Origin of the sequence: Kitasatospora sp. NPDC001527, assembly GCF_040298605.1 — a bacterium.
Taxonomy (GTDB): Bacteria; Actinomycetota; Actinomycetes; order Streptomycetales; family Streptomycetaceae; genus Kitasatospora.
Genome location: NZ_JBEPAM010000003.1, coordinates 12,482 through 36,918 on the forward strand (window position 1 = coordinate 12,482; position 24,437 = coordinate 36,918).

General features: G+C 75.6%; 23 protein-coding genes, 2 tRNA genes and 1 riboswitch. Of the genes, 19 read left to right on the plus strand and 6 right to left on the minus strand.

The genetic code is table 11. From position 1 onward, the window contains the following. Positions 1–504 precede the first annotated feature (504 nt). The 7 genes from ABT238_RS03585 to ABT238_RS03615 all read left to right on the plus strand — a co-directional run bounded on the left by ABT238_RS03585 (position 505) and on the right by ABT238_RS03615 (position 8,291). Positions 505–1,932 carry an NsdA family TPR-like regulatory protein gene (locus ABT238_RS03585; RefSeq protein ID WP_350547828.1) on the plus strand — a complete coding sequence of 476 codons (1,428 nt, stop codon included), beginning with the start codon at positions 505–507 and terminating at the stop codon, positions 1,930–1,932. Positions 1,933–2,040: 108 nt separating this feature from the next. Beyond that, the gene (lhgD, locus tag ABT238_RS03590) at positions 2,041–3,276 is read left to right on the plus strand and encodes an L-2-hydroxyglutarate dehydrogenase (RefSeq protein ID WP_350755429.1); all 1,236 of its coding nucleotides are present in this window, start codon (positions 2,041–2,043) and stop codon (positions 3,274–3,276) included. A gap of 82 nt (positions 3,277–3,358) precedes the next feature. Then, a complete protein-coding gene (gene trmB / locus ABT238_RS03595; protein WP_350560093.1) occupies positions 3,359–4,189 on the plus strand; it encodes a tRNA (guanosine(46)-N7)-methyltransferase TrmB in 831 nt (276 codons plus the stop codon). Between the two features lie 126 nt (positions 4,190–4,315). After that, positions 4,316–5,605, plus strand: a complete 1,290-nt coding sequence (locus ABT238_RS03600) for a PrsW family intramembrane metalloprotease (protein ID WP_350755430.1) — start codon at positions 4,316–4,318, stop codon at positions 5,603–5,605. Positions 5,606–5,653: 48 nt separating this feature from the next. Next, a tRNA-Met gene (locus tag ABT238_RS03605) sits at positions 5,654–5,727 on the plus strand. Between the two features lie 193 nt (positions 5,728–5,920). Continuing rightward, positions 5,921–6,673 carry a hypothetical protein gene (locus ABT238_RS03610; protein ID WP_350755431.1) on the plus strand — a complete coding sequence of 251 codons (753 nt, stop codon included), beginning with the start codon at positions 5,921–5,923 and terminating at the stop codon, positions 6,671–6,673. Between the two features lie 469 nt (positions 6,674–7,142). Then, positions 7,143–8,291 (plus strand): hypothetical protein, encoded by a 1,149-nt coding sequence (locus ABT238_RS03615; protein ID WP_350755432.1) that lies wholly within the window; start codon positions 7,143–7,145, stop codon positions 8,289–8,291. 10 nt (positions 8,292–8,301) lie between these two features. Here ABT238_RS03615 and ABT238_RS03620 read toward each other — a convergent pair whose 3' ends face one another. From ABT238_RS03620 to ABT238_RS03635, 4 genes are all read right to left on the minus strand, one after another. Further along, positions 8,302–8,751 (minus strand): GNAT family N-acetyltransferase, encoded by a 450-nt coding sequence (locus tag ABT238_RS03620; RefSeq protein WP_350560101.1) that lies wholly within the window; start codon positions 8,749–8,751, stop codon positions 8,302–8,304. 37 nt (positions 8,752–8,788) lie between these two features. Further along, positions 8,789–9,511, minus strand: a complete 723-nt coding sequence (locus tag ABT238_RS03625; protein WP_350755433.1) for a class I SAM-dependent methyltransferase — start codon at positions 9,509–9,511, stop codon at positions 8,789–8,791. Positions 9,512–9,622: 111 nt separating this feature from the next. Further along, on the minus strand, positions 9,623–10,378 hold the full coding sequence (locus ABT238_RS03630; protein WP_350755434.1) for a sensor domain-containing protein: 756 nt from the start codon (positions 10,376–10,378) through the stop codon (positions 9,623–9,625). Between the two features lie 125 nt (positions 10,379–10,503). After that, positions 10,504–11,091, minus strand: a complete 588-nt coding sequence (locus tag ABT238_RS03635) for a GNAT family N-acetyltransferase (RefSeq protein WP_350560107.1) — start codon at positions 11,089–11,091, stop codon at positions 10,504–10,506. Positions 11,092–11,134: 43 nt separating this feature from the next. Between ABT238_RS03635 and ABT238_RS03640 the strand changes: the two genes are divergently transcribed. Continuing rightward, positions 11,135–12,037 carry a hypothetical protein gene (locus ABT238_RS03640; protein WP_350755435.1) on the plus strand — a complete coding sequence of 301 codons (903 nt, stop codon included), beginning with the start codon at positions 11,135–11,137 and terminating at the stop codon, positions 12,035–12,037. A 182-nt stretch (positions 12,038–12,219) separates the two neighbouring features. After that, positions 12,220–12,666 (plus strand): hypothetical protein, encoded by a 447-nt coding sequence (locus ABT238_RS03645; protein WP_350560111.1) that lies wholly within the window; start codon positions 12,220–12,222, stop codon positions 12,664–12,666. 76 nt (positions 12,667–12,742) lie between these two features. Here ABT238_RS03645 and ABT238_RS03650 read toward each other — a convergent pair whose 3' ends face one another. Next, positions 12,743–13,612 carry a M23 family metallopeptidase gene (locus ABT238_RS03650; RefSeq protein WP_350560113.1) on the minus strand — a complete coding sequence of 290 codons (870 nt, stop codon included), beginning with the start codon at positions 13,610–13,612 and terminating at the stop codon, positions 12,743–12,745. Positions 13,613–13,624: 12 nt separating this feature from the next. Further along, positions 13,625–13,793: riboswitch (cyclic di-AMP (ydaO/yuaA leader) on the minus strand. A gap of 246 nt (positions 13,794–14,039) precedes the next feature. On the opposite strand from ABT238_RS03650, the gene ABT238_RS03655 reads away from it, so the two are divergent. The 3 genes from ABT238_RS03655 (at position 14,040) to ABT238_RS03665 (ending at position 15,941) form a co-directional block, all read left to right on the plus strand. Then, a complete protein-coding gene (locus ABT238_RS03655; RefSeq protein WP_350560115.1) occupies positions 14,040–14,330 on the plus strand; it encodes a YiaA/YiaB family inner membrane protein in 291 nt (96 codons plus the stop codon). Positions 14,331–14,449: 119 nt separating this feature from the next. Beyond that, entirely contained in the window at positions 14,450–15,277 is an 828-nt protein-coding gene (locus tag ABT238_RS03660; protein ID WP_350560117.1) for an alpha/beta fold hydrolase, read from the plus strand. 94 nt (positions 15,278–15,371) lie between these two features. Beyond that, positions 15,372–15,941: a TetR/AcrR family transcriptional regulator gene (locus ABT238_RS03665; protein WP_350560119.1), complete on the plus strand. Its 570-nt coding sequence runs from the start codon at positions 15,372–15,374 to the stop codon at positions 15,939–15,941. Positions 15,942–16,029: 88 nt separating this feature from the next. Here the strand turns inward: ABT238_RS03665 and ABT238_RS03670 are convergent. After that, positions 16,030–16,103, minus strand: a tRNA-Ile gene (locus ABT238_RS03670). Positions 16,104–16,297: 194 nt separating this feature from the next. Here ABT238_RS03670 and ABT238_RS03675 point away from each other — a divergent pair. The 7 genes from ABT238_RS03675 (at position 16,298) to ABT238_RS03705 (ending at position 24,435) form a co-directional block, all read left to right on the plus strand. Beyond that, the gene (locus ABT238_RS03675) at positions 16,298–18,658 is read left to right on the plus strand and encodes a SpoIIE family protein phosphatase (RefSeq protein WP_350755436.1); all 2,361 of its coding nucleotides are present in this window, start codon (positions 16,298–16,300) and stop codon (positions 18,656–18,658) included. A 153-nt stretch (positions 18,659–18,811) separates the two neighbouring features. Next, positions 18,812–20,422, plus strand: coding sequence for an ATP-binding protein (locus ABT238_RS03680; RefSeq protein ID WP_350755577.1), 1,611 nt, complete (start codon positions 18,812–18,814; stop codon positions 20,420–20,422). Then, positions 20,406–20,819 (plus strand): roadblock/LC7 domain-containing protein, encoded by a 414-nt coding sequence (locus tag ABT238_RS03685; protein WP_350560123.1) that lies wholly within the window; start codon positions 20,406–20,408, stop codon positions 20,817–20,819. Before ABT238_RS03680 ends, ABT238_RS03685 begins: the two co-directional genes overlap by 17 nt. Next, complete coding sequence (locus tag ABT238_RS03690) at positions 20,816–21,166, plus strand: DUF742 domain-containing protein (protein WP_350560125.1); 351 nt, start codon at positions 20,816–20,818, stop codon at positions 21,164–21,166. The genes ABT238_RS03685 and ABT238_RS03690 overlap by 4 nt, the downstream gene beginning before the upstream one ends. Before the next feature lie 16 nt (positions 21,167–21,182). Next, entirely contained in the window at positions 21,183–21,794 is a 612-nt protein-coding gene (locus ABT238_RS03695; RefSeq protein ID WP_502884129.1) for a GTP-binding protein, read from the plus strand. Beyond that, positions 21,791–23,356 (plus strand): cytochrome P450, encoded by a 1,566-nt coding sequence (locus ABT238_RS03700; protein WP_350560127.1) that lies wholly within the window; start codon positions 21,791–21,793, stop codon positions 23,354–23,356. Before ABT238_RS03695 ends, ABT238_RS03700 begins: the two co-directional genes overlap by 4 nt. Continuing rightward, on the plus strand, positions 23,341–24,435 hold the full coding sequence (locus ABT238_RS03705; protein ID WP_350560129.1) for a cytochrome P450 family protein: 1,095 nt from the start codon (positions 23,341–23,343) through the stop codon (positions 24,433–24,435). Before ABT238_RS03700 ends, ABT238_RS03705 begins: the two co-directional genes overlap by 16 nt. Positions 24,436–24,437: the final 2 nt, after the last annotated feature.

The window sequence follows — 24,437 nt, forward strand, 5'->3', positions numbered from 1 at the left end:
CTCCCCGTCGGGGCGGGCCGGGTCTCCCCCTCCCCGGCCCGGACCGCCCTCCACGGCGCCCTGTCATGGCCATCGCGAGATGGCCGAAAGGCGTCGCTCTGCCCGGGAGGGCATCCGCATGCCCTCCCGGACGTCGCCGCCGCCCGCGGGGATGTAGGCGGCGGCATCCCCCGGCCCGCCGGGTCCTCGACGGCGGGCCGACCCACGACCACCAGCGAATCGCCGACCAGCCGGTCGGGCCAGGGGGCACGGCCGGGCGCACATCGACACGGGACCGGAGCACGGCGCTCCGGCGCTCCGCCCGGACACCCCCGGACGGCCGGATCCGGGCGGTCGGGACCGATCCCGCCCGCCGCCCGCCGCCCGGCCCCGGGCGCGCGATCCCGCCATCCGGAATGCGGCCTCTTAACCGTCGGAACGCGTCCGACTACTCTAGGTACAGCAGCTACGGCCCGGTGCCGCCCGGGCCCCGCGCACAAGGCCGCAGGAGGTGCCGCCGCCACCATGACCGTCAGCCCACGAGGACCGAACGAACGGCTCGGCACGCTCCTGACCCTCGCCCAGATCAGCAACGCGGGGCTGGCCCGCCGCGTCAACGACCTCGGCGCGCAACGCGGGTTGACGCTCCGCTACGACAAGACCTCGGTGGCCCGCTGGGTCAGCAAGGGCATGGTGCCGCAGGGCCCCGTCCCGCACCTGATCGCCACCGCGATCGGCGGCAAGCTCGGCCGGCCGGTGCCGCTGGAGGAGATCGGCCTCGGCGACACCGACCCGGCCCCCGAACTCGGCCTCGCCTTCCCGCGCGAGGTCCCCGACGCCGTGCGGTCCGCCACCGACCTCTGGCGGGTCGACCTCGACCTGCGGCGCGGCCCCGGCGGCGGGCGCTGGAGCGACAGCCTGGCCGGCACCTTCTCGGTCGCCGCGTACGCGACCCCGGTCTCCCGCTGGCTGATCACCCCCGCCGACGGCTCGGTGGCCCGCGAGGTGCCGCGCTCCCCCGCCGAGGCCGGCTCGTACCGGGTCGGCCACTCGGACGCCGCCAAGCTGCGCGAGGCCGCCCAGGAGGCCCGCCGCTGGGACTCCAAGTACGGGGGCGGGGACTGGCGTTCGTCGATGGTGCCGGAGTGCCTGCGGGTCGAGGCCGCGCCGCTGCTGCTCGCCTCCTACAGCGACGCGGTGGGCCGGGCGCTGTTCGGCGCGACGGCCGAACTCACCCGGCTGGCCGGGTGGATGGCGTTCGACACCGGCCAGCACGAGGCCGCCCAGCGCTACTACATCCAGGCCCTGCGGCTCGCCCGGGCCGCCGCGGACGTCCCGCTCGGCGGTTACGTGCTGGCCTCGATGAGCCTGCAGGCCGGCTACCGGGGCTTCGCCGAGGAGGCCGTGGACCTCGCCCAGGCCGCGCTGGAGCGCAACCGGGGCCTGGCCACCGCCCGGACGATGAGCTTCTTCCACCTGGTCGAGGCACGGGCCCAGGCCAAGGCGCGGAACGCGGCGGCGTGCGCGACGGCGCTCGGCGCGGCGGAGAGCGCCCTCGAACGGGCGCGCGCCGGGGATCCCGATCCGGCGTGGATCGACTTCTACGCCTACGACCGGCTCGCCGCCGACGCCGCCGAGTGCTTCCGCGACCTCGGTGTGCCCTCCAAGGTCCGCCAGTTCACCCGCGAGGCGCTGGCCCGGCCGACCGAGGGGTTCGTCCGCTCGCACGGCCTGCGGCTGGTGGTCTCCGCGATGGCCGAGGCCGAGGCGGGCAACCTCGACGCGGCGGTCGCGGCCGGCGAGCGCGCCGTCGACGTGGCCGGGCGGATCTCCTCGCAGCGCAGCCGCGAGTACGTGGTGGAGATGCTGCGCCGGCTCGAACCGTTCCAGGGCGAGCGCCGCGTCCGCGAACTGACCGAACGGGCCCGCGCGGTGATCGTCGCCCCGGCCTGACCGGGACCGGGGGCCCGGCGACGACGCCCCCTCGACCGGCCCCCGCCGGCGTGGCAGCATCGCGGTCGGACGGGGGACGGTCGGACGAGGCGAGGCGAGGAGCGGGCCGTGCGGTACGACGTCGACGTGCTGGTGGTGGGGGGCGGGATCGTCGGGCTCGCCACGGCGTACGCGCTGACCGGGGCCCGGCCCGGACTGCGGCTCACCGTCCTGGAGAAGGAGCCCGGCCTGGCCACCCACCAGACCGGGCGCAACAGCGGGGTGATCCACAGCGGCGTCTACTACCGGCCCGGGTCGCTCAAGGCCCGGTACGCCGTCTCCGGTGCCGCCGAGATGGTGGAGTTCTGCCGCGCCCACGCCATCCCCCACGAGGTCACCGGGAAGCTGATCGTCGCCACCGGGCCCGCCGAGCTGGACCGGCTGCGCACGCTGGCCGAACGCGGCCGGGCCAACGGCATCCCGGTCACCGAGCTGGACCGCCGGGGCATCGCCGGCCACGAGCCGCAGGTCACCGGCATCGCCGGGCTGCACATCGGGACCACCGGCATCTGCGACTTCCCCGCCGTGGCCGCCGCCTACGCGCGGCTGGCCCGGGAGGCCGGGGCGGAGATCCGCACCGGGGCCGAGCTGCGGGCGGTCGCCCGGCGGGCCGACGGCGTCACCGTGCAGACCTCGGCGGGCGAGCTGCGCTGCCGGGTGCTGGTGAACTGCGCGGGCCTGCACAGCGACCGGGTCGCCCGGCTGGCCGGCGACGACCCCGGGGTGCGGATCGTGCCCTTCCGCGGCGAGTACTACGAACTCGTCAAGGAGCGGCGGGAGTTGGTCCGGGGCCTGGTCTACCCGGTGCCCGACCCGGCGTTCCCCTTCCTGGGCGTCCACCTGACCCGGGGCGTGCACGGGGACGTGCACGTCGGCCCGAACGCGGTGCCGGCGCTGGCCCGCGAGGGCTACGACTGGCGCACCGTGCGGCCGCGCGACCTCGCCGGCACCCTCGCCTTCCCCGGCACCTGGCAGATCGCCCGCCGGCACTGGCGCTACGAGGTGGGCGAGCTGCACCGCTCGCTGTCCAAGCGGGCGTTCACCGCGGCCGTCCGGCGACTGCTGCCGGCCGTCACGGCGGGCGACCTGGTCCGGGCCGGGGCGGGCGTGCGCGCCCAGGCGGTGGCCCGGGACGGCTCGCTGCTGGACGACTTCGCGTTCGCCGGCTTCGACCCGGACGACCCGCGTTCCACCCGCCGCCTGGTGCACGTGCTGAACGCGCCCTCCCCGGCGGCGACGGCCTCGCTGCCGATCGGCCGGGAGGTGGCCCGCCGGGCGCTCGCCGCACTGGAGGCGGGCGGCTGAGCGGGCGGACGGGACCCGGCCGCGTGGGGACCGTCACAGGCCCTGCGGCCCGCGGCCGAGGGCCCCGTAGACTCGGGGGATTGTGACTGCCACCGCCCCGATCCCCCAGCCCTCGCCCTCCGCCCGGCTCTCCGCGGCGCCCGCCGCGTACCCCGCGCCGATGTACCCGCACAAGGCCACCGAGGCCCAGCACAGCGAGCGCCGCATCCGCAGCTTCCAGCCGCGCCGGGGCCGGATGACCAACGCCCAGGCGGGCGCGCTGGACCGGGGCTGGGAGAAGTACGGCATAGCCATCGACGGCACCCCGCTCGACCTGCCGGCGCTGTTCGACGGCCTGCCGGTCACCCTGGAGATCGGCTTCGGGATGGGCGAGACCACCGCCGCGATGGCCGCCGCCGACCCCGCGACGGGCATCCTGGCCGCCGACGTCCACACCCCCGGCCACGGCAACCTGCTCGGGCTGCTGGAGCGCGACGGCAGCACCAACGTCCGCCCGGCCGCCGGCGACGCCGTGATCCTGCTGCGCGACATGCTGCCGGACGCCTCGCTGGCCGGCCTGCGGGTCTACTTCGCCGACCCGTGGCCCAAGCCCAAGCACCACAAGCGCCGGCTGGTCCAGCCGTCCTTCCTGGACCTGGTCCTCCCCCGGCTGGCGCCCGGCGCGCTGGTGCACTGCGCCACCGACTGGGAGCCGTACGCCGAGCAGATGCTCGCCGTGCTGTCCGCCTCGCCGGAGCTGGAGAACCTGCACCCCGAGGGCGACGGCACCGGCTGGCTGGAGCCGGCGGACCACCCGGACGGCTCCGTCCCCGGCTACGCGCCCCGGCCCGCCTGGCGCCCGGTCACCAAGTTCGAACGGGCCGGCATCGCCAAGGGCCACGTGGTGCACGACCTGCTGTTCCGCCGCCGCTGAGCGGCCGCCGGGCGTTCGACCCGGCAGGCCGTCCCGGCCCCGGCGCCCGCCGCCGGGCCGCACCGGGACGGGGCACGCGCCCCGGCTCCCGCCGGCGGCCGGTCACCGTGGCCTACCCTGTGCCGGGTGAGCACCCCGTCCTTCGGTGGGTACCACATCACCGTGCGGGCCGCCGACGACCGAGAGATGCCCACGCCCACCGCCGGCCCCCGGACCGTCCCGGGGCCCCGGAGGCGCCGGGCGCACCGGCTCGTGCCCGCCCCCGCGCCCCGGCCGGACCGCGCGGCCTCCCCCGCCGCCCCGGCCGCCGGCGCCGCGCGGGCGCTGCGCCCGGTGGCGTTCCCCGCCGTGACCGCGACGGTCGTCCTGGCCCTGGCCGGCTGCGGCGTGCTGATCCTCCACCTGGTCCGCCGCCAGACCGGCACCGCCGGGCTGCTGGTCGGCCTCGGGCTGGCGACGGTCCCGCTGCCCTTCGTGCTCGGCGGGCTCGCCTGGCTCAACCAGACCGCCCGGGTGCCGCTGCGGTACACCGTCTTCTGTCTCGGCTGGGGCGCCTGCGCCGCCACCACGGTGGCCATCCTCGCCAACGGCTGGACCAGCACCTACCTGACCGCCCACCAGGGCAGCCTCGGCGAGGCGCTGGGCGCCGACCTGGTCACCCCGGTGATCGAGGAGAGCGCGAAGGGCGCCGCCCTGCTCGTCCTGCTGCTGCCGCTCGGCCGCCGGCCGCGCCGCGCGGGCGGGCACCGCGGCGGGCCCGGCGCGGGCGGGCCGTACCGGCTGCCCGGCCCCCGGCGGCCGCGCGGGTACGAGCGCCGGCTCGTCCGGCCGCACGCGCGCGGCCGGCTGCGGCTGCGCCCCTGTCCGCGCCCGCTGCCCCACCCCCGCCCCGGGCGGGCGGTCCTCCCCCGCGGCGCCCGGGTACGGCCGCGCGCGCTGGCCGCCGGGGTGGTGCTGGGCGGGATCACCGCCTGCGGCTTCGCCTTCACCGAGAACGCGCTCTACCTGGGACGGGCGTTCACCGACGACCAGCAGCAGCGGCTGGACAGCATCGGCCTCGGCGAGCCGCCGAGCCTGCGGGACTTCGACAGCACCGTGCAGACCTTCGTCCTGCGCGGCCTGCTCTCGCCGTTCGCCCACCCGCTGTTCACCGCGCTCACCGGGCTCGGCCTGGCGCTGACCCTCACCACCGGGCGCCGCGGGCTGGCCCGGCTGGCCGCGCCGGGCGGGCTGGTCCTGGCGATGGCCCTGCACGGCACCTGGAACGCCGCCGCGGACCTCGGGACACACGGCTTCCTGCTGGTGTACGCGGCGCTGATGGTGCCGTGCTTCGCGGCGCTGGTCGGCTTCGCCGCCTGGGCCCGGTCGCGGGCCGGGCGGCACACCGCGCGGGGGCCCTCGAAGGGGCGGACGTAGAACCGATTTCCCATTCGGGCGACTTCCCCGTATGGTTGTGTTCACCGACGCGGGGTGGAGCAGCTCGGTAGCTCGCTGGGCTCATAACCCAGAGGTCGCAGGTTCAAATCCTGTCCCCGCTACTCAGTAGCCGAAGGCCCGGAGGATTCGTCCTCCGGGCCTTCGTCATGCCCGGTGACCTCGGGCTCGGCACAGTCCTGCCACGAACCTGTAACGGCACGGCGGGTCAAGATCAGTCAAATGGTCCTTCGATCATACTGAGCGGGAAAGTCAGCCGTTCGGACGCGCACTGTCGCGCCGGGTTAGGAAGCACTCATGTTGTCGAAGCGCCTTGCCAGCACCGCCGCGATCTGTCTGCTGCTCGCGGCCGGAGCGACCGCCTGCGGCGACGACAAGGCCTCCCCCGCGAAGCTGGACACCGCCAAGCTCAGCGCCGAGGAGATCCAGAAGCAGGCCAAGGACGCCCTGGCCGGCGCCACGTCGGTCAAGGTCGTGGGCACGATCGGCGGCGCCGAGAAGATGACCCTGGACCTGGCGGTCGACACCCAGGGGCAGTGCAAGGGCACCATCACCATGCCCGGGACGGGCAAGTTCGAGCTGCTGGGCGACGGCAAGCAGGTCTACCTGAAGCCCGACGCCGAGTTCCTGACCAACGTCGCCGGCGGCGGCGCGGACGGCGCCAAGGCCGCCGAGCTCCTCAAGGGCCGCTACATCGCGGGCGTCCAGGACGACCCGGAGATGAAGGAGCTCACCACCGCCTGCAACCTCAAGGAGCTCACCAGGAGCTTCGTGGAGGACGGCAAGTCCACCGACCTCACCAAGGGCTCGGCCGGCACCGTCAACGGCGCGAAGACCTTCAGCGTCAAGTCGAAGAACAGCAGCGGCGACGAGATCGTCCTGCACGTCGCCACCGAGGGCACCCCGTACCCGCTGCGGCTCGAGAAGACCGGCAAGGACGGCGGCCAGGCGGACTTCACCGAGATCAACAAGCCGCTGACCATCCAGGCCCCGCCGGCCGACCAGATCATCGACTACTCGAAGTTCAAGGACCAGGCGACCACCGCCTGATCCGGCCGGAAGCGGCCGCGATAAATGCGTTGCCCTCCTCCCTGCGGGCTGCCTATGGTGGCTGCACACTGAAGGGAGGTGATCCTGAGTTGAGTTCCATCAGGATGCGTGAGGTGGCTGCTCGCTAGAGCCGCCCCTGCCTGCGCAGGGCGGGGCCGCAGGCCCCCGGCACAGGCGAAATCCACAGCAGTCACCCGGCCCGCGGGCTCACCGGTACATCCCCGGTGCCTCGGTGCCCGGCCCCTCGCGGGCCCGGGCCCGAGGAGCAGCCCGCGGGCTGTCTGCGTTCCCGGGGCGGGTCCGGAGGTCCGGGAGCCGGGGTTCCTGACGGTCCTGACGGTCCGTCCGGGTCCGTCCGGGTGTGTCCGCGGCCCCGGCGGGGCATCACGACCTCGGCATCGGGGGCGTCCCCGCTAGAGTCGGCGCGCGCTCCGCAGGAGTGGGGTGCGGGCACTGGGGGTGGTGGGCGATGGCGACACGGCGGAGCGGCGGAGCGGCGGTCGTGCGGACGGTGCAGCGGGTGGCGACCGGGATGCTGCTGGGCGCGGGGCTGCTGGGGCTGGTGCTGTTCTCGCTGGGACGGCCGCACCCCTGGCAGGCGCTGGGCGGCGGACTGGTGGTGGCCTGCGCGGCGACGCTGGTCGGCGGTGCGCTGGGGTTCCTGTTCGGGGTGCCCCGGGTGCGCGGCGGCTCCGGCGGCTCGACGGATGCCGGCGGCGGTGAGCCGCACGGCTCCTACGCGCCGAACACCAACCTGGAGCAGGTCTCGGACTGGCTCACCAAAGTGCTGCTGGGCGTCGGGCTCACCCAGCTCGGCTCGCTCGGCGAGCGGCTCGGCCGGCTCGGCAGCACGCTCGCCCCGGCCCTGGGCGGGGGCGCCGGCACCGCGCCCTTCGCGGCCGCGCTGGTCCTGCACTTCCTGCTGCTCGGCTTCCTGGCCGGCTGGCTGCTGACCCGGCTGGCGCTGCCGCGGGTGCTCTCCGACGCCGACCAGGCGCTGGACCTCTTCCTCGCCGGGCAGGACCGGGACCGCAAGGGCGACAAGGTGGGCGCGGACGACCTGCGGATGCGGGCGATGCAGCACCTGGGGCTGGTCGGCACCAGCGCCGGGAAGGCGGACGACCTGCCCGGTTCGATGCTGCCGGCGGACAAGGCGACCGGTCCCGAGCGGGTACTGGCCGAGGTGCGGTCGACGGCCCGGCGCTCGGCGCTGACGGCGTCCCAGGTGCGGGAGCTGTTCGCGGACGGCTCCGAGGGGCGGCGGATCCAGGCACTGGCCCTGATGCAGGGCGATCCGGCGCTGGCCGACCTGCCGAGCGTGCTGGAGGCGATCGAGCACCCGCGCTCCGGGTTCGAGCAGTACCACGCGCTGCTGGCGGCGCGCGGGCTGATGTCCCGGCTGCCGGCCGAGGAGGCGCGGCGGCTGCGGGACGCGGTGGCGGGGCGGCTGATGGCGCCGGACGGGATCCCGTACGGCTCGGACCGGAGCTGGCTGGCGGAGAAGATCCTCTCGGGGCTGGAGGCGCCGGTGTTCCTGCCGCAGCAGCAGGGCGGGCCGGCGGCGGACGGAACGGTCCCGGCACCGGCACCGGCGCCGGCACCCGCGGCGGAGGTGTGAGGACGCGCCCTCAGAGCGCGAAGCGCAGCTCGGGGCGGTCCCAGTCGATCGGCGGCCGGGCCGGGAAGGTGCCGACCCGCTCGGCGCCCATCCGCAGGTAGAAGGCCTCGGCGGGCGGGTGGGAGACCACCTTGATGCCGCCGGTGACGCCGACGGCGCGGGCGCGGTCGAGCAGGTGGGTGATCAGCCGGCGGCCGACGCCCAGGCCCTGCGCCTCGTCGGCGACGAACATCAGGTCGAGATCGGCGGGCTCGGTGACCAGCGCGTAGAAGCCGAGCAGGTGGTCGTCGGCGGCGCGCACGGCGAGGTGGACCTCGTGCCGGGCGAGGTACTCGGGCGTCACCCGGTATCCGGCGATCATCGGCGCGTAGCGGCCGTGGTAGGCGGAACAGTCCTGGATCAGGGCGGTGAGCCGGTCGGCGTCCGAGGCCTCGGCCGGCTTGATCAACATCTCGCTCATGGCCGGTGAGTATAGGGGCACAGGGCTGGTTCGGCTATTACCGGGGGGCGTCCGCCCGGTGCAGGACGAGTACCCGCTGGGCGCGGCCGTCCCGGTCGGCGGGCGGCAGCACCCGGACCTCGCTGGCGATCCGGCGCTCGCCCAGCGCCCGGCGGACGGCGTCCAGGCGGGTGGTGCGGCGGCCCTCGCCGTCGTACAGCGGGTGGATCCGGACCTCGCCGTCCGGGGCGGTGACCCGGACGAGTTCGGCCAGCGCGGCCAGCTGCCGCTGCGGCCCGAACAGCTCGGGGTAGGCGAAGAGCAGGTAGCCGCTCAGGGTGAGGGCGAAGACGCCGTCCGCGAAGGGGAGCCGGGGCAGCGCGGCGGCGACGTACTGCCCGGGGTGGGCGGCGCGGTCGGCCGCGAAGAGCCGGTGGGCCCGGTCCCAGCCGCGCAGATAGTGCTCGGGCCGGCGGTACCGGCGGGCCGGGTAGAGGTCGGGGCGGTCCACCATCGCCGCGGCCATCGCGGCCCGGGCGGCCAGCGCGCGGGCGGCGATCTCGTCGGCCGGCCGGGCGTACACCGGGTCGGTGGCGACGACCCGGCAGCCGAGCGGACGGGCCTCGGCCACCAGCGCGGCGGCGCCGCCGGGGCAGTCGAGCAGCGGGCCCGGCAGGGCGGCGATCCCGGCCCGGGTGAGGCCGAACAGGCCGCAGTACTCGTCCAGCGAACGGGAGGTCACCAGGGGCGGGACCGGGGCGGGGGCGGTGCGGTCGGCCATCCCGGCCATCCGACCACGGGCCGCGCGGCCCCGCACCCGGGGACAGCGGGCGGGGGCCGGAGGGCGGGACGGGAACGGGGGACGGGGACGGGACCGGGAGGGGGCCTGAGGTCAGCGGCCGAGCAGACCGCGGGCGGCGAGCCGGTTGACGTTGGTCAGTCCGCGCACCAGCTGCGGCGTCAGGAAGACGAACAGCAGCCCGACCAGGCAGACGCCGGCGATCTGCAGCGGCGACTCGACGTAGTAGACGTGCCGCACGCCGTCGCTGCCGGTGAAGTCGAAGATCCGGTAGCCCGGCCAGTCCACGTAGCGCGGGAACACCCAGTGGTAGACGGGGTAGAGCGCGAGCGTCCAGCCGACGCAGAGGAAGACCAGCGACAGCACCGTGCTGAGGATCGCCCACGGGAACATCACCACCTGGTACAGCACGGCCTTCCAGCCGGCCGCGTCCGCCAGGCGGGCGGTGATCGCGCCCCAGGCGCCCGGCCGCACCGCGCGCACCGGCGCCGGGGCGGGCACGTCCAGGGCGAGCATGCCGCGCACCCGGGCGCGCTCCAGCCCGCCGAAGCCGCGCGCGGCGGAGGTCAGCGCCGCCAGCACCGGCAGGCCGAGCACGGTGACGAAGGTGCCGAGGCCGAGGCAGAACAGCGCGACGGCGACGGTGAAGCCGGCGACCGCCACCGGCAGTCCGGTCAGCGCGTAGCCGACCTCGCGGTAGAAGTACCCGGTGAACGGGGCCCGCCAGGCGTACGGCGGCTCCTCGATGCGGCGGGCGACGGCGTGGCGCTCGCCGCCCTCGCCGCCCTCGCGGCCGTCGTACGCGTCGTACTCGTCGTACTCGTCGCGCTGCATGGTGTGGGTGCTCATGGCCGGATCTCGGTCCCTCGGGTCGGTCGCGGTTCGGGCTCGTGGGGTCTGTCCTGCTGACTCCGCCAGCCTCTCAGGGCGCGCGCCGCCCGGACATCCTGCTCCCCGGCGAACCGGGGGTGGGGTTATCCCCCCGCGACGGCGCTCCCGCCGGCCGGGACGTCCTCGGCCAGGAGCGCGTACTGGTAGGCGTCGCGCCAGCCGTCGTGGCGCCGGTAGTCGTGCCGGACCCGGCCCTCCAGCCGGAAGCCGGCCCGGGTCAGCACCCGGACCGAGGCGGCGTTGTCGACGTCCACCCGGGCTTCCAGCCGGTGCAGGCCGAGCGGGCCGAAGGCGAGGTCGCGCAGCAGGGCGACGACCTCGCCCGCGTAGCCGAGGCCCCAGACGTCGGGGCGCAGGGCGTAGCCGAGGTGGGCGGCGTGGTGGGGGACGAGGCCGAGCGCGGCGTTGCCGATCGGGACGGCGCGGGCCGGGTCGTCGGCGTCGGCGAGCCGGGTGACGGCCAGCCGGTAGACCTCGCGGTTCTCCTTCTGCGCCTCCTCCACGAACTGGGCGACCTGGTCGGCGCAGGACTCGTGGTCGCGCGGGGCGAAGGGGAGGTAGCGGGTGGCCCGCGGATCGCCGAACACCGCGTGCAGCGCGTCGACGTCCTCGGGGGTGTGGTGGAACTCGCGGATGGCCAGCCGGGGGCCGGTGAGTCGGACGGGGACCATGGCTCCCGACCCTACCGCCGACCAGCGGTTACGGTTCGTGGTTATGGAAGACGAAGACCTGCGGCTCGCCCCGCGCACCAAGGCCGCCGAACTGCTCGCCTGGGCGGAGGCGCAGGGCCGCGAGCCGGTCGCCGGCGCCCCGCTGCGGGCGGTGCTGGCGCTGCTGGAGCTGGGCGGCGGCAGGATGCGCGACGGCTGGCCCGAACTGACCTCCGCCGCGGTGGAGCACCTGCTGTACGAGCAGCTCCACCTGTACGTCCAGCCGGAGCCGGGGCAGGACCCGCTGGCGTACGGCGCGGCGGTGCGGCTGCTGGTCGACCACCAGCGGGCGGCGAAGCGGCTGAACGCCAAGCGGCAGGAGCGGCTGCACGCCGAGGCCGAGTGGCAGGGCGAGGTGGCGGCCGGGCTGCTGCGCCGGGCGGACCTGGTGACCTGGCCCCGGCTGTACACGCTGCTGCTGCGCGCGGCCGGGGTGGACACCGGCGAGGAGGCGGCGGTGCGGGCCTGGCTGGAGGGGTTCCGGGAGCTGTCGCAGGAGGAGCGGTCGGCGGCCTTCACGGCGCTGGAGGCGGACGGCGTGCTGGACCCGGTGGACGACGGGGGCTGGGGTGCCGGGACCCGGCCGCTGGCGGTGGGGATGGCCACCGACGGCGCGCGCCGGCTGCTGGAGCAGGGGCTGATGCGGCGCAGCTACCGGAACCTGGCGGAGCTGACGGCGCTGGGCCGGCCGATGCCGGACGAGCTGGCCGGGGACTTCACGGCGTTCGAGGAGGCCGCGGTCCGGGTGGCGCTGGAGCTGGCCGGCGCGTGGACGGTGCCGGGGCTGCCTCGGCTGCTGGTGGAGGAGTTCCCGGAGCTGGCGCCGGAGCCGGGCCAGGAGGAGATCGACGCCTACCTGGCGGGCCTGGAACCGGCGGAGGGGTTCGAGGAGGACGGGGCGGAATAGCGCCGGTCCGGCGGGACCGTGGATTCGAGCCACCGGGCGGTCGATTCCGGCACTCCTCAAGGGATTCGGGGCCGGCCGCGATTGATGGATCGCACGCGGTGGAATCGCTTGGCCATGTGAAGCGTGACATATCACATGCGCTCCACGGTTCCCTTTGCCCGTTCTCGAAGGAGAGAATTCTGATGAATCGTTTCTCCGCCATCCTGGCGGCCGCCACCGCGCTGTCCTCGCTCGGTGTCGCGGGCGCCGCCCAGGCCACCGCGCAGACCACGGGCACGACGGCGACCACCGCGGCCGCCGCGACGAGCACCTGCGCCAACGGCTTCGCCGGTGTCCTCCAGAACCGCGTCTGCGTCACGGTCGACGGCGCCGGCGTGACGGCCGGCGGCTACACGACGCCGACCCCCGGCTGGACGGCGCAGGACGCCTCGTACAGCCTGACCCTCGGCGTCGTCGGCGGCGCGTCGCTCGGCACCGACAGCGGGACCGGCATACTCCCGCCCGGCGGGCGCGGGTTCGGCTACCTCGCGGCCACCGCGCCGTGCGGCTCCACCGTGACGGCCACCCTCGTGACCACCACGTGGGGCTACGGGGCGACCGCGACCGTCACCGCGCCCGTCACCTGCTGATCCCCCCTTGGAAGAACTCCGCCCCGCCGGACGCGATCCGGCGGGGCGGAGCCCTCACAGTGTCCGACGGGAGGCGTCAGGGGGTGACGCCGTGCTGCTCGAACCAGCTCTCCGGGTCGACGGGGGCGCCGCCGCCGGGGCGGACCTCGACGTGCAGGTGGGCGCCGGTGACGTTGCCGGTGGCGCCGACCTTGCCGATCTGCTGGCCGGGGACGACCTTGCCGGAGCCCTTGATGATCGAGGAGAGGTGGCAGTACCAGATCTCGGTGCCGTCGGGCAGGGTCTCGACGATCCGGTAGCCGTAGGCGCCGGCCCAGCCGGCCGAGGTGATGGTGCCCTGGCCGACCGCGTAGACGGGTTCGCCCTGGTCGGCGGCGAAGTCGAGGCCGGTGTGCAGGTGGGCCCAGTAGCGGGCGCTCTGCCCGTAGTGGGCGGAGAGCCGGTAGTCCTTCACCGGCAGCTTGATGGCGGCGAGCTTGGCCTTCTCGGCCTCCTCGGCGGCGCGCCTGGCCTGCTCCTGCTGGGCGATCTGGGCGGCCCGCTTGGCCTCGGCCTCCTGGGCGGCCTGGACGCGGGCGTTCTCCTCGGCCGCGGTGCGCTGGCTGTCGGCCTGCAGCTGGATGCGGGCGGCGAGGGCGAGGCCGGGGTCGGCGGAGAGCGCGACCGGCTGTTCGTCGGGCGCCTCGACCGCCGGCGCGGCGGCCGGGGTGGCGGAGGCGAAGCCGGTGGCGCCCAGGGTGGCGGCGACGGCGGTGACGCCGAGCAGCGGGGCGGTGCCGCGGGTCTGGCGGGGCATCCGGTGCCGGCTGGTCGGGTCGGCCGGCGGGGCGGTCTCGTCGGCGGGGCCGCCGAACGGGCCGTGCCCGGTGTACGGGCCCGGGTGGTCGAGCAGCCGGGTGCCGGTGGAGGAGCCGGACGGATGTGCCGGGGTGTGCGTCGACGCCACGGAGGCGCGCTCCTTTCCTTCCTTCGCGCCTACCGGGTTAGCTGACGGGTTCGGAGCAGGAAGGTCTCCTACGGCTGGGCCTGGACGGGGCCTGACCCGGCCGATTCACCCCAAGGAACGTGGTTCCCCGGCTCCCTGGCCTGCCCGGAGGCCGGCCGGCGGGATTAGGCGACGGCGCACGGTGCCGTCTGGGTACGGCGTTGCGGACCGCGCTGCGTTATCAAACGTTAATCCGAGAGCCCCCCGATTCCAAGCCATCCGTTGGTGACGGCGGGATACGGATCGGGCACCACGCTGCCCGGTGGGCGATTTGGGACGTTTGATGACAACTGACACTACCGAACGTGTCGGGACGTCAACGAACGGCCCCTCACTTGAGTACGCCTACTCATGTGCGGGCGGGCGCGGCGCGGCCATCCTGGCGCCCATGAGCACACCGATGCAGTCCCGCACCACGGCCGCGTACTACATCCAGGCCGTGCTGTCCTTCACCCTCTCCGCCGCCGCCCTCGGCATCGGGATCGCCTTCCTCCCGGTGGAGCCCTGGACCCGGGCGTTCCTCGCCCTCGGCCTGCTCTACACGATCACCTCCACGTTCACCCTGTCCAAGGTGGTCCGGGACCGGCAGGAGACCACCGAGCTGGTGACCCGGGTCGACCAGGCGCGGCTGGACAAGCTGCTGACCGAGCACGACCCGTTCAAGGTCGAGGGCGTCTGAGCCGCCCCGCGGGCGGGCCGGTCGTGCCGGACGCGCCGATAGCTTGACGGCTAAGGCTATTAGCCTTAGCTTTATGGCTATCGGCGCTCCGCCGACGGTCCCGCCCCAGGAGGCTCCCCATGAACGGCACCACCGCTCCCGTCACCCGCCACCTCGACCTGCCCGGCGGCCGGATCGCCTTCGACGACACCGGGCGCGGCGAGGGCGCCCCGGTCGTCCTGCTCCCCGGGATGCTCGACAGTCGGGCCGCGTACCGGCACCTGCGCCCGCTGCTGGCCGCCGCCGGCCGCCGGGTGATCACCATGGACCTGCGCGGCTTCGGCGAGTCCTCGATCCTCTGGGACGACTACTCCCCCGCCGCGATCGCCGGTGACGTCCTCGCCCTGCTGGACCACCTGGGCATCGAGCGGGCCGTGCTGGCGGGCAGTTCCTACACCGGCGCCAGCGTCGTCAGGGCCGCCGGGGACGCCCCCGAGCGGGTCGCCGGGATCGTCCTGATCGACGCCTTCGTCGAGAACGTGCCGGCGGGCGCCCTGCAGCGCCTGGCGGTCGGCGCGATGGGCGCGCTGCTGGTGCGCTCGCCCGCGTTCTGGGGCCTCTACCACCGCAGGATGGCCTACCCGGGCCCCAAGCCGGCCGACCACGAGGAGTACGTGGCCGCGCTGGTCGCCGCGATGCGCACCCCCGGCCGCAGGACCGCCACCCGCGGCTACGTGCGCGGCGACTCGGCGCCCACCGGCTGGACCGCCGCCGTGCGCTGCCCGGCGCTGGTCGTGATGGGCTCGAAGGATCCCGACTTCGGGAAGCCGGAGCTGGTCGCCGACCGGCAGGCCGCCGCGCTGAACGCGCGCAAGGTGATGATCGAGGGGGCGGGACACTACCCGATGGCCGACCACCCGCGGGCCACGGCCGACGCCCTGCTGTCCTTCCTCGCCGGCCTGGCCTGAGCGCCGCCGCCCCCGCCCCGCGCCCGTCCCGCCGTCCCGACCCGCCCGATCCCGTCCCGCACCGCACCGCACCGCACCCAGCCAGGAGAACCGCATGCCCCGAGTCGGACTGACCCCCGAGCAGGTCGTCGGCCACGCCCTCGCCCTCATCGACGAGCAGGGCCCCGAGGCCCTCACCCTGGCCGCCGTGGCCGCCCGCGCCGGGGTCGCCACCCCCTCGCTGTACAAGCACGTCAGCGGCGGCCTGGCCGAGCTGCGCCGGCTGGTGGCCGTCCGGGTGACCGAGGAGCTGGCCGACCGGCTCGCCGAGGCGGCGCTCGGCCGCAGCGGGGACGCCGCGGTCGCCGCCGTCCTGCGGGCGTACCACGCGTACGCCACCGAGCGCCCGCACCGCTACGCGGCCCTGCCGCAGGCGCCGCAGCCGGACCAGGACCTGACCGAGGCGGCCGGCCGGCTGGTCGGGGTGATCGTCGCGGTGCTGCGCGGGTACGGACTGGAGGGGTCCGAGGCGATCCACGCCGCCCGCACCTTCCGCTCGCTGGCCCACGGCTTCGCCGCGCTGTCGACCGGCGGCGCCTTCCAGCTCGCCGAGGACCTCGGGCGGACCCAGGACCGCATGATCACCGTGCTGACCGCCGGCCTGCGCGACTGGCCGCGCCCCTGAGCGGCGGCCCGGGGAGGCCCGGTAACCGCGGGGAGCGGGGAACGCCGAAGGGCCCGGAGCGGGATGCTCCGGGCCCTTCGGTGTGGTGTGGGGCTAACAGGACTTGAACCTGTGGCCTCTTCCTTATCAGGGAAGCGCTCTAACCGTCTGAGCTATAGCCCCGTACCGTCCGGCCCGCCTGGCGGCGGACGTCGTACGGAGAAGGGTACCGGACCCGGCGGGGGTCTCCGCACACCGGGCGTCCCCGGAAACTCGGGCGCCCCGGGACCCGCCGTTCTCCCCACGCCTCACCCGCTTAAGAAATAAGGTATTAAGAATTAACTGCCCCATAAGGAACCGGAGAGGCCGGCCGTCCCGTGGACCCGCGCAGCAGCCCCACCGCGCGCAGTGCCATGCGCTGCGTCCGCTTATTGCTCGGCTGCACCAGCGCCGCCGAACTGCTCGGCACCGTGCTCGCCGAGGGCCCGGGCTGGATCACCGGCGAGGGCTCGGCCCTCTATCTGCTGGACGGCGCCGGAATGCTCCGGCTCTCCGCCTCGCACGGCCTGCCCGACTGGGCGCACGAGCGCTACAGCGTGGTCGACCCGGCCAGTGAGCTGCCCGCCGCGATGGCCCTGAAGCTGCGCCGCCCCTATCTGCTGAGCCCCGAACGCACCAGCGTCGACTACCCGAACCGGAACGCCGGGATGGGCACCGGGATGGTCGCCGTCATCACCCTGCCGATGGTGGTCGACGAGCAGCCGATCGGCGTGCTCGCCCTCGCGCTCGCCCACCGGGGCGCCGTCCCGCAGCGCGACCTGGACGTGCTGGAGACCCTGGCGGACGCCTGCGCGCACCGGCTGGCCTACCTGCTGGAGCACGCCGGAGCGCTCACGGCGCCGCGCACCGGGGGCGCCGCGCCGCACGGGGTGCGCCCCGGGCCCCGCGCCGACGGCGACCCGGCCGCCGGCACGGCCCACCCGCTGCTCTCGCTCGCCGTCCGCGCCGCCGGGCACGGCGCCTTCGAGCGCGACCTGGTCACCGGCGAGACCCACTGGGACGCCCAGGCGCTGCGGCTGGTCGGCCGCCCCGCGCCACCGGACGGCGGGCCCGCCCCCGCGCCCGACCTCGACCTGGTCGTCCACCCCGAGGACCTGCCGGACGTCCAGGCCGCGCTCGCCGAGGCGCTCTCCACCGGCGGCCCGTACCGGATCCGCTACCGGGTGCCGCACCGGGGCGGCGGGGTGACCCGGATCGAGGAGACCGGCGAGGTCATGCTGGACGTGCACCGCCGCCCGGTACGGATCTCCGGGCTGATCGCCGACCTCGACCACGGCCGCTCCCCCGAGGAGCGCCCGCCCGCCGGCCGCTGGGGCGGACGCCGCGCGCGCACCGGGGCCGCCGGGAGGAACGCCGGGGCGAACGCCGACGGGGCGGCGGCCGGGGCGTCCGCCGCCGGGGCCCGGTCGGCGCTGCTGCTGGCGCTCACCCGGGCGCTGTCCCGGGCGGTCACCGTCCGGGACGTCACCACGGCCGTGACCGACGTCGCCCGGCCCGCCTTCGGGGCGGCCGGCATCGTGCTGGACCTGGTCGACGAGGGCCGGCTGCTGCCCGTCGCGCACACCGTCTACGGCGGCCCCCGGCGCACCGAGCTGACCCGGCTGGCCGACCTGTCGGAGGGCGTGATGCAGCGCGCGCTGGCCCGTTCGACCCCGCTGTTCAGCGAGCCGGCCCGGCGCGGACGGGGGCGTGGACGGGACCGCGGGCCCGGGCGGCCGGCGCCGGCCGGCACGGGGGGACCGCTCGCCCCGGCCGCGTGGGCGGTGCTCCCGCTGGTCGCCTCCGGCCGGCAGGTCGGCTCCTGTCTGATCACCTTCGCCACCGAGCGGGTCTTCAGCCGCGAGGACCGCACCCTCTACTCCGCCTTCGCGGGCATCCTCGCGCAGTCCCTGGAACGGGCCCGCCTCTACGACACCCACCACCACCGGGCCACCGAACTGCAACGCGCGATGCTGCCGCGCACCCTGCCCCGGCTGCCCGGGATCGCCAGCGCCGCCCGCTACCTGCCGAGCACCGAGGGCATGCAGATCGGCGGCGACTGGTACGACCTGCTGCGGCTGCCCGGCGGCCGGATCGGCCTGGTGATCGGCGACGTCCAGGGCCACAACGCCGAGGCCACGGCGGTGATGGGCCAGCTGCGCAGCGGGCTGCGCGCGTACGCGACCGACGGGCACGATCCCGCCGCCACGCTGGCCCGGACCAGCCGGCTGCTCGCCGAGATGGACACCGAGCTGTTCGCCACCTGCCTCTACCTCACCCTGGACCCGGCCGACGGCACGCTGCGGGCCGCCCGCGCCGGGCATCCGGCCCCGGTGCGGGTCACCGAGGACGCCCGGGCGGTGGAGCTGGATCTGCCGGGCGGCCCGCCGCTGGGCGTCGCCCCGGACCGGCCGTACCCGCTGGCGGTGGAGCACCTGACGCCCGGCGAGACGCTGCTGGCCTACACCGACGGCCTGGTGGAGGACCGCGAGGAGGACTACGACGAGTCGGTGCAGCGGATGCTCGGCGGACTGGAGCTGTGGGCCCGCAACGCCGGTCCGGTGTGGCTGGAGCCCGGCCCGGCCCTGGAGAGACTGGCCGATCTGCTCACCCTGAACGTCACCGAACGGCGTTCGCGGCCGGACGACGTCGCGTTGCTGCTGTTGCACCGGTTGTCAGCTGTGCACCAGTGGGGCTGATGGGACACCGATCGGGGGTCCACGGAGCGTCCGGTCGAGTCCGAAGCCGTGCGGATTGGCGCGGTATTGACAGGATATAGACGAGATCCGGTCACTTGGCGAGATCCGGTCACACCTTCGTAGGATCATCACCCTAGAATTCGCCGCGTGACGATGACTCAGTGGTGCGCAACGGCAACAGGCGTGCTCGCCGTCCTCGCCCTCGTGGCCGCCGCCCGCTACCGCGCGGTCGCCGCCACCCAGCGCCGCCGGGTCTCCGAACAGCAGCGCGAGATCGCCGGGCTCCGGGACCGGCTCGCCGCCGAACTGTCCCGCCGCAACGCCGAACTGGCCGCCGTCCAGCACGAGCAGGAGCTCACCGCCTCCACCCAGCGGGCCTTCCTCAGCGTCGCCCGCCGGATCCTGGTGATGGCGCACGACCAGCAGGCCCTGCTGGACGAGATGGAGCGCACCCACGACGACCCGGCCCTGCTGGAGGGCCTGCTCAAGGCCGACCACGCCGCCGCCCAACAGGCCCGGCTCGCCCAGACGCTGGCCGTGCTCTGCGGCGCCCGGGCCGGCCGCCACTGGCCGGAGCCGGTCTCGCTGGAGGACGTCGTGCGCGGCGCCCAGTCGCGCATCCTGCCCTTCCAGCGGGTGATGATCCGCAGCCGGATCGAGACCGCGGTGGTCGGCGCGGCCGCCGAGGCGCTGATCCACGCCGTGGCCGAACTGCTGGACAACGCCACCCGCTACTCCCCGCCCAGCACCCAGGTGTTCGTCACCCTGATGCCCGTGCACAACGGCGCCGTCATCGAGATCGACGACGGCGGCGTCGGCATGCCCGAGCAGGCCGTGGCCAAGGCCTCCGCCGCCCTGGCCGGCGGCTCCACGGTGGAGATCTCCCGGCTCGGCGAGGTGCCGCAGCTCGGCCTGGCGGCGGTCGGCCGGCTCGCCGAGCAGTACGGGTTCCGGGTCACCCTCAGCTCCGCGCCCTCGCCGTACGGCGGGGTGCGGGTCGTGGTGCTGCTGCCGAACGCGCTGCTCACCGAACCGCTGCCGCCGACCGTGCCCGGCCTGGGCATGGACGACGCGGTGTTCGGGGGCGGCCAGCGCCGCGGCGCCCCGCCGTCGGGCGGGACGGGCCGCGGCACCGGGTACGGAGCCGCGCCCGTGCGGCCCGGCCAGGGCTCGGCCGCCCCGTACGACCCCGCGTCCGCCCCCGGCTACCCGCCCGCGTACCCCTCTCCCGGGTACCCGCCGATCGGGCAGCCGCCGGCCGGGCAGCCCCCGATCGGGCAGCCCCCGGCCGCACCGTCCGCCGCGACCCCGGCGGGCGGCCCTCCGGCGGGCGAGGTGCCGGAGCCCGGCACCACCCCGCCGCCGCTGCCCCGCCGGAGCCACCGGCGCGGCCGCGCCGCCACCCGGCACGCGGCCACCGCCGCCTCCGCCCCGCCGCCGGCCCCGCCGTACCGCTCGGCGCAGCAGGCGCAGGCGTTCATGGCGATGTTCCAGGCCGGTACCGCCAGCGGCCGCTCGGCCGCCCGGGCCAACTCCCAGGCCCAGACGGCGTACCGGCCCCGGACCCCGTACCAGGACCAGGCGGCGTCGCAGGACCCGGCGGCGCAGCAGGACCGGGCCCTCCCCCGCGGCCCGTTCGGCCAGGACCGGGACGGGTTCCCTCCCCCGGGACACTCCCCGGCCCCGGCCCCGCACGACCCTTCCCTTCCCGCTTCCCCCCAGCTTCCCCAGCGCTCCGGAGAGTTCCATGACCACCACCCCTGACCTCGGCTGGCTGCTCGCCGACATCATCAACGTCCCCGAGGTCCAGCACGCCGTCGTGGTGTCCAACGACGGCCTGGAGATCGGGCGCAGCGAGAACATCGTCCGCGAGGACGCCGAACGGCTCGCCGCCGCCTGCTCCGGCCTGCAGTCGCTGGCCCGCGGCGTCGCCCAGGGCTTCGGCGGCCACCACAGCGCCACCCGGCAGATCATCATCGAGTACGGCGGCGGCTACCTCTTCATCGTCGCCGCCGGCGCCGGCGCCCACCTGGCCGTGGTGACCGGCGAGGCCGTCGACGCCGGCCTGGTCGCCTACCAGATGCAGGTCCTCGTCGAGCGGATCGGCACCCACCTCACCAGCCCGCCGCGCGCCGACCTCGCGGCGGGGGGTCACCGGTGAGCGGCGGCCCGGTCCGCCCCTACGTCATCACCGGCGGCCGCAGCCGCTCCACCCGCCCCGAGCTGGCGATCGAGAGCCTGGTCAGCGCGTTACCGGACCGGCCCGAGCTGCCCGAGGACGCGCTGCTCAACCGTGAGCACCAGCGGATCGTCGACCTCTGCCGCAGCCTGCTGTCGATCGCCGAGGTGGCGGCCCACCTGGGGCTGCCGCTCGGCGTCGTCAAGGTGCTGGTCGGCGACCTCTGGGACCTCGGCGCCGTCCAGGTGCTCCCGCCCGTCCCGCAGGCCGAGCGCCTGCCCACCACTCTCCTGGAAGAGGTGCTCGTTGGCCTCCGCCAACTCCGCTGACCCGCTCGCCGGCCCGGTGGCCGCCGCGCCGTCCGTCCCGCCCGCCGACCCGCACTACCTGCCGCCGTCCGTCCAGGGCGCGGTGAAGATCCTGGTCACCGGCCCGTTCGGGGTCGGCAAGACCACGCTGGTCGGCTCGCTCAGCGAGATCACCCCGCTGCGCACCGAGGAGACCATGACGGCCGCGAGCGCCGGCGTGGACGACCTCACCGGGCGCCCCGGCAAGACCACCACCACGGTGGCGCTGGACTTCGGCCGGATCACGCTCAACCGGCGGCTCGCGCTGTACCTGTTCGGCACGCCCGGCCAGCAGCGGTTCTGGCCGCTCTGGGACGACCTGTCGCGCGGGGCGCTCGGCGCGATCGCCATGGTCGACCTGCGCCGCCCGGACGAGAGCTTCGACGTGCTCGGCCGGCTGGAGGAGCAGCGGATCCCGTTCGCGGTGGCGGTCAACACCTTCCCGGACGCGCCGAGCTACCCGGAGGAGGAGCTGCGCTCCGCGCTGGACCTGCTGCCCGGGGCGCCGATCCTGTACTGCGACGCGCGGGACCGCCGGGCGGCGTACGACCTGCTGATCGACTTCGTCGACCACCTGCACCGCACCGCCGTCCTGGAGCTGCAGCGATGACCGTTCCCGAGCCCGCCGGCACGGCCGCCGTCCCGCCGCCGGGATGCCCCGCCCACGCGGGCGGCGCCGCGACCCACCGCGGCACGCTGCCCGGCGGACTGCCCGTCGGGGTGCCGCTCACCCCGCTGTACGGCGCCGCCGTCGCCGACGACCCGCACGGCCTGTACGCCCGGCTGCGCGAGCAGTACGGCCCGGTGGCGCCGATCGAGCTGGAGCCCGGCGTCGAGGCCTGGCTCGTCCTCGGCTACCCCGAGCTGCTCGAACTCACCCGCAACGAGGCGCTGTTCTCCAAGGACTCGCGCCGCTGGCGGGTGCCCGCCGAGGGCCGGCTGGCCGCCGACTCGCGGCTGCAGCCGATGACCTCCTGGCGCCCCACGCTGCTCAACCTGGACGGCGCCGAGCACCAGCGGCTGCGCGCCGCCGTGGCCGACACGCTCGCCCGGATCGACCACCGGCAGCTGCGCGGGACCACCGAGACCGCCGCCAACGCGCTGATCGACAGCTGGGGCCCGGACGGCACCGCCGACCTGGTCGCCCAGTACGCCCGCCGGCTGCCGCTGCTGGTCTTCACCCAGCTGCTCGGCCTGCCCGCCGACGCCGGTCCGCACCTCATCCGGCTGATCAGCCACATCGCCGACAGCGGCGCCGAGTCGGTGCGCGCCAACCAGGAGTTCCAGGCGGTTCTGGTCGACCTGGTGCAGCGCCGCCGCGCCACCCCCAGCGCCGACCTCACCTCCTGGCTGCTGGCCCACCCGGCCGCGCTGACCGACGAGGAGGCGGTGCACCACCTGGTGGTGATGATGGTCGCCGGAAACGAGACCACCATCTGCTGGACCGGCAACACGCTGCGGCTGCTGCTCACCGACCGCCGGTTCCGGGCCACCCTCACCGGCGGCCGGCTGACCGTCGCCGACGCGCTGGAGGAGGTGCTCTGGCGCGACCCGCCGACGCAGAACTTCCCCGGCCGCTGGGCCACCGGCGACACCGTGCTCGGCGGCCAGTACATCAGCCGGGGCGACATGCTGGTGCTCGGCCTGGCGGCGGCCAACGCGGACCCGGCCGCCCAGGGCCCCGGCGCGCTCGGCCACGCCGGTCTCGGCGGCAACCGGGCGCACCTGGCGTGGGGCGCGGGCAAGCACGTCTGTCCGGCCCAGCACCCGGCGCGGATCATCGTCGAGACCGCCGTCGAGACGCTGCTGCACCGGCTGCCGGACCTCCAGCTGGCCGTGCCGGCCCACGAGCTGGCCTGGCGGCCGTCGCCCTGGTCGCGTGCCCTGGCCAGCCTGCCGGTGCTGTACAGCGCCTTCACCCCGCCCCGCCCGCCCGCGCCCGAGAGGCCCTCCGCATGGACACCGCCGCAGCTGCCGGAAGACCAGGACACGACCGTCACGCCGAACCCGCCGGGCCCGGTGGAGGCGCCGTCGGAGCCGGGGCCGGCCGGCCCGGGCCCGTCCGGCTCGACGCCCTCGGACGCGACCAGCACGGGGAGAACGCCCGGCTCCGGGAAGCCGGCCCGGCGGTCCTGGTGGAGCTCCCTGGCGGGGTGGTGGTCTGGGCAGTAACCCACCACGACACCCTGCAGCAGCTGCTCGCCGACCCGCGCGTCGGCAAGGACCCGCAGCTGTGGACGACGTTCCGGGAGGGGCGGCTGCCAGAGGGCTGGCCGCTGACCACCTTCGTCACCGTGCCCGGCATGATCACCGCCGACGGCGAGGACCACCGGCGGCTGCGCGGCCTGGTCACCCAGGCGTTCACGCCGCGCCGGGTCGCCGCGCTGCAGCCCGCGATCGAGGCCCGCGCCACCGCGCTGCTCGACCGGATCGCCGGGCTGGAGGCCGCCGCGGAGGGCTTCGACCTGCGCGAGCACTTCGCCTACCCGCTGCCGATGCAGGTGATAGGCGAGTTGCTCGGCCTGCCGCCCCGGCAGCAGGACGAGCTGCACGAGCTCTCCGACACCCTGGTCTCCAGCTCCGCCACCCCCGAGGCCGCCGTCGCCGCGCAGCGCTCGCTGTTCGCGCTGCTCGCCTCGGTGGTCGCCGCCAAGCGGGCCGAGCCCGGCGACGACCTCACCACCGACCTCATCGCCGCCCGCGCGGACGAGGACCGGCTCAGCGAGAGCGAGCTGGTCGGCACCCTGCTGCTGATGCTGGTGGCCGGCCACGAGACCACGCTCAACCTCATCACCAACGCCGTCCGCGCCCTGCTCGCCCACCCCGGGCAGCTGCGGCTGGTGCTGGACGGCACGGTGCCGTGGTCGGCGGTCGTCGAGGAGACGCTGCGCCACGACTCGCCGGTCGGCCAGTTCCCGCTGCGCTACGCGACCGAGGACATCCCGGTCGGCGACGCGGTGATCCGGCGCGGCGAGGCGCTGCTCGCCTCGTACGCGGCCGCCGGGCGCGACGGCGCCCACTACCCGGACGCGGACCGCTTCGACGTCACCCGGCAGCCGAACCGGCACCTCTCCTTCGGGCACGGGCCGCACTTCTGCCTCGGCTCCGGGCTCGCCCGGCTGGAGGCGGAGACGGCGCTGCGGCTGCTGTTCGAGCGCTACCCCGCGCTGGCGCTCGCGGACGGACCCGCGCCTGAGCCGATCGGGTCGTTCGTCAGCAACAGCGTGCGGACGCTCCGGGTGACCGTCTGACG

What these genes read in the sequence shown, in the direction of transcription:
- ABT238_RS03585 (WP_350547828.1), top strand. Translation starts at nt 505, where the DNA reads ATGACCGTCAGCCCACGAGGACCGAACGAACGGCTCGGCACGCTCCTG.
- ABT238_RS03610 (WP_350755431.1), top strand. Translation starts at nt 5,921, where the DNA reads ATGTTGTCGAAGCGCCTTGCCAGCACCGCCGCGATCTGTCTGCTGCTC.
- ABT238_RS03615 (WP_350755432.1), top strand. Translation starts at nt 7,143, where the DNA reads ATGGCGACACGGCGGAGCGGCGGAGCGGCGGTCGTGCGGACGGTGCAG.
- ABT238_RS03620 (WP_350560101.1), bottom strand. Translation starts at nt 8,751, where the DNA reads ATGAGCGAGATGTTGATCAAGCCGGCCGAGGCCTCGGACGCCGACCGG.
- ABT238_RS03625 (WP_350755433.1), bottom strand. Translation starts at nt 9,511, where the DNA reads ATGGCCGACCGCACCGCCCCCGCCCCGGTCCCGCCCCTGGTGACCTCC.
- ABT238_RS03630 (WP_350755434.1), bottom strand. Translation starts at nt 10,378, where the DNA reads ATGAGCACCCACACCATGCAGCGCGACGAGTACGACGAGTACGACGCG.
- ABT238_RS03635 (WP_350560107.1), bottom strand. Translation starts at nt 11,091, where the DNA reads ATGGTCCCCGTCCGACTCACCGGCCCCCGGCTGGCCATCCGCGAGTTC.
- ABT238_RS03640 (WP_350755435.1), top strand. Translation starts at nt 11,135, where the DNA reads ATGGAAGACGAAGACCTGCGGCTCGCCCCGCGCACCAAGGCCGCCGAA.
- ABT238_RS03645 (WP_350560111.1), top strand. Translation starts at nt 12,220, where the DNA reads ATGAATCGTTTCTCCGCCATCCTGGCGGCCGCCACCGCGCTGTCCTCG.
- ABT238_RS03655 (WP_350560115.1), top strand. Translation starts at nt 14,040, where the DNA reads ATGAGCACACCGATGCAGTCCCGCACCACGGCCGCGTACTACATCCAG.
- ABT238_RS03660 (WP_350560117.1), top strand. Translation starts at nt 14,450, where the DNA reads ATGAACGGCACCACCGCTCCCGTCACCCGCCACCTCGACCTGCCCGGC.
- ABT238_RS03665 (WP_350560119.1), top strand. Translation starts at nt 15,372, where the DNA reads ATGCCCCGAGTCGGACTGACCCCCGAGCAGGTCGTCGGCCACGCCCTC.
- ABT238_RS03680 (WP_350755577.1), top strand. Translation starts at nt 18,812, where the DNA reads ATGACTCAGTGGTGCGCAACGGCAACAGGCGTGCTCGCCGTCCTCGCC.
- ABT238_RS03685 (WP_350560123.1), top strand. Translation starts at nt 20,406, where the DNA reads ATGACCACCACCCCTGACCTCGGCTGGCTGCTCGCCGACATCATCAAC.
- ABT238_RS03700 (WP_350560127.1), top strand. Translation starts at nt 21,791, where the DNA reads ATGACCGTTCCCGAGCCCGCCGGCACGGCCGCCGTCCCGCCGCCGGGA.